The sequence below is a fragment of the Escherichia sp. HH41S genome (genome assembly GCF_009820115.1).
Lineage (GTDB): Bacteria > Pseudomonadota > Gammaproteobacteria > Enterobacterales > Enterobacteriaceae > Escherichia > Escherichia coli_F.
Map to the genome: position 1 here is coordinate 17915 of NZ_VNXE01000033.1, position 13143 is coordinate 31057.

Consider the following 13143-nt stretch of genomic DNA (forward strand, 5'->3'; position numbering starts at 1 on the left):
CAACCTCATGAAATAAGTGTGGATACCGTCTTATGGAGCAAAACCCGCAGTCACAGCTGAAACTTCTTGTCACCCGTGGTAAGGAGCAAGGCTATCTGACCTATGCCGAGGTCAATGACCATCTGCCGGAAGATATCGTCGATTCAGATCAGATCGAAGACATCATCCAAATGATCAACGACATGGGCATTCAGGTGATGGAAGAAGCACCGGATGCCGATGATCTGATGCTGGCTGAAAACACCGCGGACGAAGATGCTGCCGAAGCCGCCGCGCAGGTGCTTTCCAGCGTGGAATCTGAAATCGGGCGCACGACTGACCCGGTACGCATGTACATGCGTGAAATGGGCACCGTTGAACTGTTGACCCGCGAAGGCGAAATTGACATCGCTAAGCGTATTGAAGACGGGATCAACCAGGTTCAATGCTCCGTTGCTGAATATCCGGAAGCGATCACCTATCTGCTGGAACAGTACGATCGTGTTGAAGCAGAAGAAGCGCGTCTGTCCGATCTGATCACCGGCTTTGTTGACCCGAACGCAGAAGAAGATCTGGCACCTACCGCCACTCACGTCGGTTCTGAGCTTTCCCAGGAAGATCTGGACGATGACGAAGATGAAGACGAAGAAGATGGCGATGACGATAGCGCCGATGATGACAACAGCATCGACCCGGAACTGGCTCGCGAAAAATTTGCGGAACTGCGCGCTCAGTACGTTGTAACGCGTGACACCATCAAAGCGAAAGGTCGCAGTCACGCTGCCGCTCAGGAAGAGATCCTGAAACTGTCTGAAGTATTCAAACAGTTCCGCCTGGTGCCGAAGCAGTTTGACTACCTGGTCAACAGCATGCGCGTCATGATGGACCGCGTTCGTACGCAAGAACGTCTGATCATGAAGCTCTGCGTTGAGCAGTGCAAAATGCCGAAGAAAAACTTCATTACCCTGTTTACCGGCAACGAAACCAGCGATACCTGGTTCAACGCGGCAATTGCGATGAACAAGCCGTGGTCGGAAAAACTGCACGATGTCTCTGAAGAAGTGCATCGCGCCCTGCAGAAACTGCAGCAGATTGAAGAAGAAACAGGCCTGACCATCGAGCAGGTTAAAGATATCAACCGTCGTATGTCCATCGGTGAAGCGAAAGCCCGCCGTGCGAAGAAAGAGATGGTTGAAGCGAACTTACGTCTGGTTATTTCTATCGCCAAGAAATACACCAACCGTGGCTTGCAGTTCCTTGACCTGATTCAGGAAGGTAACATCGGCCTGATGAAAGCGGTAGATAAGTTCGAATATCGCCGTGGTTACAAGTTCTCCACCTACGCAACCTGGTGGATCCGTCAGGCGATCACCCGCTCTATCGCGGATCAGGCGCGCACCATCCGTATTCCGGTGCATATGATTGAGACTATCAACAAGCTCAACCGTATTTCTCGCCAGATGCTGCAAGAGATGGGCCGCGAGCCGACGCCGGAAGAACTGGCTGAACGTATGCTGATGCCGGAAGACAAGATCCGCAAAGTGCTGAAAATCGCCAAAGAGCCAATCTCCATGGAAACGCCGATCGGTGATGATGAAGATTCGCATCTGGGGGATTTCATCGAGGATACCACCCTCGAGCTGCCTCTGGATTCTGCGACCACCGAAAGCCTGCGTGCGGCAACGCACGACGTGCTGGCTGGCCTGACCGCGCGTGAAGCGAAAGTTCTGCGTATGCGCTTCGGTATCGATATGAACACCGACCACACGCTGGAAGAAGTGGGTAAACAGTTCGACGTTACCCGTGAACGTATCCGTCAGATCGAAGCGAAGGCGCTGCGTAAACTGCGTCACCCGAGCCGTTCTGAAGTACTGCGTAGCTTCCTGGACGATTAATCGGTAGGCCGGATCAGGCGTTACGCCACATCCGGCACTTTTCCCTTTGCACAAACGCCACCTTTTCGGTGGCGTTTTTTATCGCCCACGCACTACCAGCGCCTGGTCCAGTTCCCGATACGCCTCAACCAGTTTCTCCAGTGAAACGCGACTTAAACCGCTGGGATTTGGCAGTACCCAAATCTGCGTCGAACCAATAGTGAGCGTTTGCTTCCCCCACTGTGCACCGCGTTGGCTGAATCCTTGCTCAAACGCCTGTTTGCCCAGAATTGCCAACGCTTGTGGTTGGTAATCTTCAATTTTTTCAATCAGCTTACGCCCGCCTGCGTGCAGCTCCTGCTTTGAAACTTCATTGGCTTGCACCGTTGGACGGTCTACCAGTTTGGTGACACCACAACGATAATCCAGCAGATGCTGTGCCTCCTGCGGCTTCAACTGACGGTCGGTAAACCCAGCCTGATATATCACCTTCCAGAAGCGATTTGCCGGATGAGCAAAGGGAAAACCAGTTCCGGCGGATGAAAGACCAGGATTGATACCGCAAAACACAACCCGTAACCCTGGAGCCAAAATATCCTCAACCATATTTACTCCTTTCTAACATCACCAGGAAAAGTATAACGGATTGAAAATACATTGTTTATAAAAACAGCAGGCGAGCGGCAATGGCTGGATTGCGACACGGAGTTACTTTATAATCCGCTACCATGGCCCCTTAGCTCAGTGGTTAGAGCAGGCGACTCATAATCGCTTGGTCGCTGGTTCAAGTCCAGCAGGGGCCACCAGACATAGCAAAGGCTGACGAGAAATCGTCAGCCTTTTTCTTTTTATATATCAGTTACTTTTCGTGCCAGTAAGCCGCTGCGCGTACCCGCTGTGGGTCATACTGTTCCGCTTCAAAGCGGCTGCTTAAATTCTTAACGACTTTGCCTTCGCCGGTTATCCAGATGAAGTAATCATCGGCAGGGATTTGCAGCTGCGCCAGGCGTGCGTCTACCGCCTCCTCATCATGCGCCAACCATTCGATATTAAAACCATCAAGGTGCGCGAGATAATCCTGACAGGCGTTATCCTGTACGCTGACCAGCGCGGTAACTTGCGGTTTAACGGCAAGTTTACTCAACGTTTCCAGGCGGCGGCGCAGTGCCGGCATTCCGGACTCATCGCAAACATACACCTGATACGCGTAATCTTCCGGCACCACCAGCGAACCGCGCGGCCCTGCCACCGTGAGTTTATCGCCCGGTTGCGCCTGCATCGCCCAGCTGCTGGCGACTCCGCCGTCGTGAATAAAGAAATCGATCGCCAGTTCATGACGTTGTTCGTCATACAGTGGCGTATAGTCACGCGACGGTGGGCGTGGTCCTTCCGGCCAGACGATCCCCTCTTCCGTTACCGTTGGCGGCACAAAGTGAACGTCAGATTGAGGAAAGAAGAGTTTGCTGTGATCGTCAAAGCCGCGCGATGTAAAACCGTCCAGCGCCTCGCCGCCGAGGACAATGCGCTGAAAACCGGCACTGATACGCTCAACGCGTAACACAGTCAGTTCACGGAAACGCAGATCATTGCGAACGCGCTGTGGGTAGCGGGGGGAGTTATTCATTGTTATCGCCTTCGTGATGATAATCAGATATATCTAAATAAAATTATTAAATGATAATGATTGTTAATCGTGATAAATGCAAGCGATTTGTAGAACTGATATGTCTATAGTCTGATAAGACGAACCGCCTCTTCTCAGGCATCATTACTCAACGCCTTATCCGGCCTACGTGTGAGATGAGTCCACGTTTAAAAATCATTTTTACACTTGCACTAATGCTTACATCAGATATAAATTAGATATATCTAATTAAGCAAAAGGAGGCTGATATGAGCCATCATCACGAAGGGTGTTGTAAACATGAAGGCCAGCCACGCCATGAAGGCTGCTGCAAAGGTGAGAAATCAGAACATGAACACTGCGGACACGGTCACCAGCATGAACACGGTCAATGCTGTGGTGGTCGCCACGGTCGCGGCGGCGGTCGTCGGCAACGTTTCTTTGGTCACGGCGAATTGCGTCTGGTGATTCTGGATATTCTCTCGCGCGATGACAGCCACGGTTACGAATTGATTAAAGCGATTGAAAATCTGACCCAGGGAAATTACACCCCAAGCCCGGGCGTCATCTACCCGACGCTGGATTTTCTGCAGGAGCAGTCGCTGATTACCATCCGCGAAGAGGAAGGTGGTAAGAAGCAGATTGCGCTGACCGAACAGGGCGCGCAGTGGCTGGAAGAAAACCGCGAACAAGTGGAGATGATTGAAGAGCGCATCAAAGCGCGTTGCGTTGGCGCTGCGCTGCGCCAGAACCCGCAAATGAAGCGGGCGCTGGATAATTTTAAAGCGGTGCTGGATTTACGCGTCAACCAGAGCGATATCACTGATGCACAAATAAAAAAGATCATTGCGGTGATCGACCGCGCCGCTTTTGATATTACCCAACTGGATTAATCACCGATTGCCGGATGCGGCGTACCCTACACACCCCGTAGGCCTGATAAGATGCGCCAGCATCGCATCAGGCATTGTGTACAAACGGCTATATCCGGCATACCGATTAATGCAGCACCGTCACCGCGTCTTCCAGTCGGCTGGCGCGGTGTTTCACCATCGCCGACACCTGCGCACTCTCTTCCACTAACTCGGCGTTTTTCTGGGTGATCAGGTTAAGCTCATCCACTGCACGGGTCAGGCTGGAAAGCCCATCGGACTGTTCCAACGTTGAATGGCTAATCTGAGCTATCAACTGGGTGACGTTTTTTACCTGCGCCACAATATCTTCCATCGTCCGTCCGGCGGCGTGTACCTGCTGCGAACCGGATTGCACCTTATCAGCACTGGCATCAATCAGCTTGCGAATATCGTTGGCGGCATTAGCACTGCGGCTGGCTAAATGACGCACTTCCCCTGCCACCACTGCAAAACCTTTGCCTTGTTCTCCGGCACGCGCCGCTTCCACCGCCGCATTCAGGGCGAGAATATTGGTCTGAAACGCAATATCGTTAATCAGCGAAGTAATGGTGCCAATGCGCTGGGTACTGTCAGCAATATCGTCCATCGTTTTGATCACCGTGGACATCGCCTCCCCGCCCTGCACGGCCGCATTACTGGCGGTGATCGAAAGTTTATCGGCAGCCGACGCCGTGGCAGAGTTCTGTTTCACCGACGCCGCCATCTGGTTCATGGTCGCCACCGTTTGCTGAACATTATCAACCGTCTGTTGGGTATGTTCGTTCAGTTCATCAGTGCCTTTCGCCAGCGTCTCGCTGCCGTTTCTGACACTGGACACCTGGCTCGAGACATCGTTAATTAGCCAACGGCACATCAGGCCAAGCTGCCCTACCGCGCGTAATGTCAGCCCCAGCTCATCGCTGCGATTCAGATGCTCAACACTATTACGTTCTCCGGTCGCCACCTTCAGTGCCTGACGGGCGACATTTTCTATCGGGCGCACAATCTGCCATTCAAAACAGGCGATTACTAACAATACCACTAACGCACAGAGGAAATATGACACCACCGGGGCAGCAACAAACCAAAGCATAGCCGCCAACAAGATAAACATCAGGGTCATCACTCCACGCGCCCGCCAGCGAAGCGGCAATGAAGGCAGTTTTCCCAGCCAGCCTTTACGCACCACCAGGCCTTTATGAATACGCTTACTGGTACGTCCGGCGTTCAACGCTTTGTACAGTGGCTCCACCGCCGCAATCTCTTCATCCGTCGCCCGGGTACGAATCGACATATAGCCACTGATTTTTCCCTCGCGCACCATCGGTACCGCATTGGCCCGCACCCAATAATGGTCGCCATTTTTGCGGCGATTTTTCACGATGCCGCTCCAGGGCTCCCCTTTTTTCAGGGTGAACCACATATCCGCAAACGCCGCTTTTGGCATATCGGGATGACGCACCATATTGTGCGGCTGCCCCTGTAACTCCTGCAAGGTATAGCCGCTCACCTGCACAAAAGTGTCATTAGCATGAGTGATATAGCTTTGCAGATCGGTAGTGGACATCAGAGTGGTATCGTCCGCCAGCGGGGTATTTTGCTGGGTGACATACGGATGAGAAGACATGTTCGCGTCCTGTGCAGGTTATATGGTTGTTAACTTCTTGTCAGAGTTTATGTCGGCCCCGCTGCGGTTATCTTTAACCGATTAATTTGATTTAGATCGCAATTTGCGATTAAAGCACAAATCTAATTCCTTGATTTAAAATACTTTCACTCTGTTACTATACGAAAACGTTAATTATCTTGCCCAAAAATCAGGCATTTATTGCCCTAAAAGCGTGCATTTGCGCAGCGATCACCACATTCATACCCAATATAGACCGTGCAAAATAACAGCAAATGTTAACAAATAGCATTAAATATTGCGTAAATGATAACCACATTTGTGTTTATCCCGATTTTCGCGATTGCAGCCGGAGTGGCGCAATCCCTGCAATACTTAAATCGGTATCATGTGATACGCGAGCCTCCGGAGCATATTTTGAACAGGTTACCTTCGAGCGCATCGGCTTTAGCGTGCAGCGCCCACGCCCTGAATCTCATTGAGAAGCGAACGCTGGATCATGAGGAGATGAAAGCACTTAACCGAGAGGTCATTGAATACTTCAAAGAGCATGTCAATCCGGGGTTTTTAGAGTATCGCAAATCTGTTACCGCCGGCGGGGATTACGGAGCCGTAGAGTGGCAAGCGGGAGGTTTAAATACGCTTGTCGACACCCAGGGACAGGAGTTTATCGACTGCCTTGGAGGTTTTGGAATTTTCAACGTGGGGCACCGTAATCCAATTGTGGTTTCCGCCGTACAGAATCAACTTGCGAAACAACCGTTGCACAGCCAGGAGCTGCTCGATCCGTTACGGGCGATGCTGGCGAAAACCCTTGCTGCGCTAACGCCAGGTAAACTGAAATACAGCTTCTTCTGTAATAGCGGCACCGAGTCCGTTGAAGCAGCGCTGAAGCTGGCGAAGGCTTATCAGTCGCCGCGCGGCAAGTTTACTTTTATTGCCACCAGCGGCGCGTTCCACGGTAAATCGCTTGGCGCGCTGTCGGCCACGGCGAAATCGACCTTCCGCAAACCGTTTATGCCGTTACTGCCGGGCTTCCGTCATGTACCGTTTGGCAATATCGAAGCCATGCGCACGACCCTTAGCGAGTGTAAAAAAACCGGTGATGATGTTGCTGCAGTGATCCTTGAGCCGATTCAGGGCGAAGGTGGCGTAATTCTGCCGCCGCCGGGCTATCTCACCGCCGTGCGCAAGCTGTGCGATGAGTTCGGCGCACTGATGATCCTCGATGAAGTACAAACGGGCATGGGGCGCACGGGCAAAATGTTCGCCTGCGAGCATGAGAACGTACAGCCGGACATTCTGTGTCTGGCAAAAGCCCTCGGCGGCGGCGTGATGCCGATTGGCGCGACCATCGCCACTGAAGAGGTGTTCTCAGTTCTGTTCGACAACCCGTTCCTGCATACCACCACCTTTGGCGGCAACCCGCTGGCCTGTGCGGCGGCGCTGGCGACCATCAATGTGTTGCTGGAGCAGAACTTACCGGCTCAGGCTGAGCAAAAAGGCGATATGTTGCTGGACGGTTTCCGTCAACTGGCACGGGAATATCCCGATCTGGTACAGGAAGCGCGTGGTAAAGGGATGTTGATGGCGATTGAGTTTGTTGATAACGAAATCGGCTATAACTTTGCCAGCGAGATGTTCCGCCAGCGCGTCCTGGTGGCCGGAACGCTCAATAACGCCAAAACGATCCGCATTGAACCGCCACTGACACTGACCATTGAACAGTGCGAACTGGTGATCAAAGCGGCGCGTAAGGCGCTGGCGGCCATGCGAGTAAGTGTCGAAGAAGCGTAATATCAAATCGGATGGCGATACGACGTCGCCATCCGATTGTTTTATACGATACGTACGCCCGCAGGCATCATCCGCTCCGGCGTTAACAGCACGCTTTCACTGCCATCATCGGTTTCCGCACACAACAGCATGCATTCCGACGTTTCACCGCGCATTTTCGCTTTTTGCAGATTGCATAAGACCACCACCGTTTTTCCCATCAGCTCTTCTTCGCTGTAGTACGGCACCAGGCTGGTCACGGTTTGCAGCGTTTTTTCCCCCACATCAACCTGTACGATGTACAGCTTGTCGGCGTTTTCATGGCGTTTAACTTCCACAATCTTTCCAACGCGCATTTCCAGACGCGCGAAATCGGTATAAGCCACGGTTTCCATTGTTATCCCCCTTCAAGTAAAATTTTACTAAACTATAGCAAAAAAATTTTCTCAATCCTGTAGGCTAAAAATGGAGAATGCAGGCATGATCACATTCGTAAGCCGCTGTGTTACCGTTACAGCGTCAAAGAACCGCGCTTTATTTACTGAAAACAGGTGACCCGATAAGCACTTCCTCTACAATGGGGGCGCACATCAGGGAAAGTAAAAAAGGTAAACATGGCAACACTAAAAGACATCGCAATCGAAGCTGGCGTATCCCTGGCGACAGTATCCAGGGTCTTAAATGACGATCCGACATTGAATGTGAAAGAAGAGACGAAACATCGCATTCTCGAGATCGCCGAAAAGCTGGAGTACAAGACCAGTAGCGCCCGTAAACTACAGACAGGCGCAGTCAACCAGCACCATATTTTGGCTATCTACAGCTACCAACAAGAGCTGGAAATCAACGATCCTTACTATCTGGCGATCCGCCACGGCATTGAAACCCAGTGCGAAAAACTGGCGATCGAACTGACCAACTGTTATGAACACAACGGTTTGCCAGACATTAAAAACGTCACCGGTATTTTGATTGTCGGCAAACCCACGCCAGCCCTGCGCGCCGCCGCCTGCGCACTGACTGACAATATCTGTTTTATCGACTTTCACGAACCCGGCAGCGGTTACGATGCGGTGGATATCGATCTGGCTCGCATCAGTAAAGAAATCATCGACTTCTATATCAACCAGGGCGTTAATCGTATTGGTTTTATTGGCGGTGAAGATGAGCCTGGCAAGGCGGATATTCGTGAGGTCGCCTTTGCGGAATATGGCCGACTGAAACAAGTGGTACGCGAAGAGGATATCTGGCGCGGCGGTTTTTCCAGTTCGTCGGGCTATGAACTGGCAAAACAGATGCTGGCGCAGGAAGACTATCCGAAGGCACTGTTTGTTGCTTCCGATTCCATTGCTATCGGCGTACTGCGGGCAATTCATGAACGTGGCCTGAACATCCCACAGGATATTTCGCTTATCAGCGTTAACGATATCCCCACCGCACGATTTACCTTTCCGCCGCTCTCCACCGTGCGCATCCATTCCGAGATGATGGGAAGCCAGGGCGTTAACCTGGTGTATGAAAAAGTCCGGGATGGTCGCGCGCTGCCGCTGTTAGTCTTCGTTCCCAGCAAATTAAAACTGCGCGGCACGACCCGTTAAATCCCCTTACACACTGTCCGGCAATCGTTTTTGCCGGACAGTGCTGCCGTTTATTTTCGTGATCCAGTTAAAGTAAATGCATTTACTCGCTACATTTTAGTAAAAATTTTACTAAACTCCCCAGCAATTACACAAACTACCATCACCATGAATGGTTCCGATTTCTCTCTACCGGGAGGCCCTATGAATCGCTGGGAAAACATTCAGCTCACCCACGAAAACCGACTTGCGCCGCGTGCGTACTTTTTTTCATATGATTCTGTTGCGCAAGCGCGTACCTTTGCCCGCGAAACCAGCAGCCTGTTTCTGCCCTTAAGTGGTCAGTGGAATTTCCACTTTTTTGACCATCCGCTGCAAGTGCCAGAAGCCTTCACCTCTGAGTTAATGGCTGACTGGGGGCATATTACCGTCCCCGCCATGTGGCAAATGGAAGGCCACGGCAAACTGCAATATACCGACGAAGGTTTTCCGTTCCCTATTGATGTGCCGTTTGTTCCCAGCGATAACCCAACCGGTGCCTATCAACGTATTTTCACCCTCAGTGACGGCTGGCAGAGTAAACAGACGCTGATTAAATTTGACGGCGTCGAAACCTATTTTGAAGTCTACGTTAACGGTCAGTATGTGGGTTTCAGCAAGGGCAGCCGCCTGACCGCAGAGTTTGACATCAGCGCAATGGTAAAAACCGGCGACAACCTGTTGTGTGTGCGCGTGATGCAGTGGGCGGACTCCACCTACGTGGAGGACCAGGATATGTGGTGGTCGGCAGGGATTTTCCGCGATGTTTATCTGGTCGGAAAACAACTCACGCATATTAACGATTTCACCGTGCGCACTGACTTTGACGAAGCCTATTGCGATGCCACGCTTTCCTGTGAAGTAGTGCTGGAAAATCTCGCCGCCTCCCCTGTCATAACAACGCTGGAATATACCCTGTTTGATGGCGAACGCGTGGTACACAGCAGCGCCATCAATCATTTGGCAATTGAAAAACTGACCAGCGCCAGCTTTGCTTTTACTGTCGAACAGCCGCAGCAATGGTCAGCAGAATCCCCTTATCTTTACCATCTGGTCATGACGCTGAAAGACGCCGACGGCAACGTTCTGGAAGTGGTGCCACAACGCGTTGGCTTCCGTGATATCAAAGTGCGCGACGGTCTGTTCTGGATCAATAACCGTTATGTGATGCTGCACGGCGTCAACCGTCACGACAACGATCATCGCAAAGGCCGCGCCGTTGGAATGGATCGCGTCGAGAAAGATCTCCAGTTGATGAAACAGCACAACATCAACTCTGTGCGTACCGCTCACTACCCCAACGATCCGCGTTTTTACGAACTGTGTGATATCTACGGCCTGTTTGTGATGGCGGAAACCGATGTCGAATCGCACGGCTTTGCTAACGTCGGCGATATCAGCCGTATTACCGACGATCCGCAGTGGGAAAAAGTCTACGTCGAGCGCATCGTTCGCCATATTCATGCACAGAAAAACCATCCGTCGATCATCATCTGGTCGCTGGGCAACGAATCCGGCTATGGCTGTAACATCCGCGCGATGTACCACGCAGCGAAAGCGCTGGATAACACGCGACTGGTGCACTACGAAGAAGATCGCGATGCTGAAGTGGTCGATATTATTTCCACCATGTACACCCGCGTGCCGCTGATGAATGAGTTTGGTGAATATCCGCATCCGAAGCCGCGCATCATCTGTGAATACGCCCATGCGATGGGGAACGGTCCGGGCGGGCTGACGGAGTACCAAAACGTATTCTATAAGCACGATTGCATTCAGGGACATTATGTTTGGGAATGGTGCGACCACGGGATCCAGGCGCAGGATGACAACGGCAATGTCTGGTATAAATTCGGCGGTGACTACGGCGACTATCCCAACAACTATAACTTCTGTCTTGATGGTTTGATCTATTCCGATCAGACGCCGGGGCCGGGACTGAAAGAGTACAAACAGGTTATCGCGCCGGTAAAAATCCACGCGCTGGATCTGACTCGCGGCGAGCTGAAAGTCGAAAATAAACTGTGGTTTACCACGCTTGATGACTACACCCTGCACGCAGAGGTGCGCGCCGAAGGTGAAACGCTCGCGACGCAGCAGATTAAACTGCACGACGTTGCGCCGAACAGCGAAGCCCCCTTGCAGATCACGCTGCCACAGCTGGACGCCCGCGAAGCGTTCCTCAACATTACGGTGACCAAAGATTCCCGCACCCGCTACAGCGAAGCCGGGCATTCTATCGCCACTTATCAGTTCCCGCTGAAGGAAAACACCGCGCAGCCTGTATCTTTCGCGCCAAATAATGCTCGTCCGCTGACGCTGGAAGACGATCGCTTGGGCTGCACCATTCGCGGCTACAACTTCGCGATCACCTTCTCAAAAATGAGTGGCAAACCGACATCCTGGCAGGTGAATGGCGAGTCGCTGCTGACCCGCGAGCCAAAGATCAACTTCTTCAAGCCAATGATCGACAACCACAAGCAGGAGTACGAAGGACTGTGGCAACCGAACCATTTGCAGATTATGCAGGAACATCTGCGCGACTTTGCCGTTGAGCAAAGTGATGATGAAGTGTTGATCATCAGCCGCACGGTTATTGCCCCACCGGTGTTTGACTTCGGGATGCGCTGTACCTACATCTGGCGCATCGCTGCCGATGGTCAGGTTAATGTGGCGCTTTCCGGCGAACGATACGGCGACTATCCGCACATCATTCCGTGCATCGGTTTCACCATGGGGATTAACGGCGAATACGACCAGGTAGCATATTACGGACGTGGACCGGGCGAAAACTACGCCGACAGCCAGCAGGCTAACATCATTGATATCTGGCGCAGTACCGTCGATGCCATGTTCGAGAACTATCCCTTCCCGCAGAACAACGGCAACCGTCAGCATGTCCGCTGGACGGCACTCACTAATCGCCACGGCAACGGTCTGCTGGTGGTTCCGCAGCGCCCCATTAACTTCAGCGCCTGGCACTACACCCAGGAAAACATCCACGCTGCCCAGCACTGTAACGAACTGCAGCGCAGTGATGACATCACCCTGAATCTTGACCACCAACTGCTTGGCCTCGGCTCTAACTCCTGGGGCAGCGAAGTGCTGGACACCTGGCGCGTCAGGTTCCGTGACTTCAGCTACGGCTTTACGTTGCTGCCAGTTTCTGGCGGGGAAGCTACCGCGCAAAGCCTGGCGTCGTATGAGTTCGGCGCAGGGTTCTTTTCCACGAATTTGCACAGCGAGAATAAGCAATGAGGATCATCGATAACTTAGAACAGTTCCGCCAGATTTACGCCTCTGGCAAAAAGTGGCAACGCTGCGTTGAAGCGATTGAAAATATCGACAACATTCAGCCTGGCGTCGCCCACTCCATCGGTGACTCATTGACTTACCGCGTGGAGACAGACTCCGCGACCGATGCGCTATTTACCGGGCATCGACGCTATTTTGAAGTACATTACTACCTGCAAGGACAACAAAAAATTGAATATGCGCCGAAAGAGACATTACAGGTAGTGGAATATTATCGTGATGAAACTGACCGTGAATATCTAAAAGGCTGCGGAGAAGCCGTTGAGGTCCACGAAGGGCAAATCGTTATTTGTGATATCCATGAAGCGTATCGATTTATCTGTAATAACGCGGTCAAAAAAGTGGTTCTCAAAGTCACCATCGAAGATGGTTATTTCCATAACAAATAACAATTACGGCGGCATAAGGAGTTTGCCGCCACCGCTACCCTACTCATTTT

The 13143-nt window shown here is 52.0% G+C and carries 10 protein-coding genes and 1 tRNA gene; 7 read left to right on the plus strand and 4 right to left on the minus strand.

Annotated features, from left to right (window positions below; translation table 11 throughout):
* Window positions 1–32 precede the first annotated feature (32 nt).
* Window positions 33–1874: an RNA polymerase sigma factor RpoD gene (gene rpoD / locus FQZ95_RS06585; RefSeq protein WP_000437371.1), complete on the plus strand. Its 1842-nt coding sequence runs from the start codon at window positions 33–35 to the stop codon at window positions 1872–1874.
* Window positions 1875–1952: 78 nt separating this feature from the next.
* On the opposite strand, the gene mug is transcribed toward rpoD, so the two are convergent.
* Window positions 1953–2459 (minus strand): G/U mismatch-specific DNA glycosylase, encoded by a 507-nt coding sequence (gene mug / locus FQZ95_RS06590; RefSeq protein WP_000228932.1) that lies wholly within the window; start codon window positions 2457–2459, stop codon window positions 1953–1955.
* A 124-nt stretch (window positions 2460–2583) separates the two neighbouring features.
* On the opposite strand from mug, the gene FQZ95_RS06595 reads away from it, so the two are divergent.
* Window positions 2584–2659 (plus strand) — tRNA-Ile (locus tag FQZ95_RS06595).
* Between the two features lie 53 nt (window positions 2660–2712).
* Here the strand turns inward: FQZ95_RS06595 and nfeF are convergent.
* Window positions 2713–3477 carry an NADPH-dependent ferric chelate reductase NfeF gene (gene nfeF, locus FQZ95_RS06600; protein WP_160530024.1) on the minus strand — a complete coding sequence of 255 codons (765 nt, stop codon included), beginning with the start codon at window positions 3475–3477 and terminating at the stop codon, window positions 2713–2715.
* Window positions 3478–3746: 269 nt separating this feature from the next.
* On the opposite strand from nfeF, the gene nfeR reads away from it, so the two are divergent.
* On the plus strand, window positions 3747–4370 hold the full coding sequence (gene nfeR / locus FQZ95_RS06605; RefSeq protein ID WP_000018005.1) for a DNA-binding transcriptional regulator NfeR: 624 nt from the start codon (window positions 3747–3749) through the stop codon (window positions 4368–4370).
* A 106-nt stretch (window positions 4371–4476) separates the two neighbouring features.
* On the opposite strand, the gene aer is transcribed toward nfeR, so the two are convergent.
* Window positions 4477–5997, minus strand: a complete 1521-nt coding sequence (aer, locus tag FQZ95_RS06610) for an aerotaxis sensor receptor Aer (protein ID WP_032303806.1) — start codon at window positions 5995–5997, stop codon at window positions 4477–4479.
* Between the two features lie 417 nt (window positions 5998–6414).
* On the opposite strand from aer, the gene ygjG reads away from it, so the two are divergent.
* Entirely contained in the window at window positions 6415–7794 is a 1380-nt protein-coding gene (gene ygjG, locus FQZ95_RS06615) for a putrescine aminotransferase (RefSeq protein WP_202384105.1), read from the plus strand.
* A gap of 41 nt (window positions 7795–7835) precedes the next feature.
* Here ygjG and FQZ95_RS06620 read toward each other — a convergent pair whose 3' ends face one another.
* The gene (locus FQZ95_RS06620; protein ID WP_000450598.1) at window positions 7836–8168 is read right to left on the minus strand and encodes a tRNA-binding protein; all 333 of its coding nucleotides are present in this window, start codon (window positions 8166–8168) and stop codon (window positions 7836–7838) included.
* 219 nt (window positions 8169–8387) lie between these two features.
* Between FQZ95_RS06620 and ebgR the strand changes: the two genes are divergently transcribed.
* The 3 genes from ebgR to FQZ95_RS06635 all read left to right on the plus strand — a co-directional run bounded on the left by ebgR (window position 8388) and on the right by FQZ95_RS06635 (window position 13093).
* Complete coding sequence (gene ebgR / locus FQZ95_RS06625) at window positions 8388–9371, plus strand: transcriptional regulator EbgR (protein ID WP_160530026.1); 984 nt, start codon at window positions 8388–8390, stop codon at window positions 9369–9371.
* A 183-nt stretch (window positions 9372–9554) separates the two neighbouring features.
* On the plus strand, window positions 9555–12647 hold the full coding sequence (gene ebgA, locus FQZ95_RS06630; protein WP_160530027.1) for a beta-galactosidase subunit alpha: 3093 nt from the start codon (window positions 9555–9557) through the stop codon (window positions 12645–12647).
* Window positions 12644–13093, plus strand: coding sequence for a beta-galactosidase subunit beta (locus FQZ95_RS06635; protein WP_001219950.1), 450 nt, complete (start codon window positions 12644–12646; stop codon window positions 13091–13093). Before ebgA ends, FQZ95_RS06635 begins: the two co-directional genes overlap by 4 nt.
* Window positions 13094–13143 lie beyond the last annotated feature (50 nt).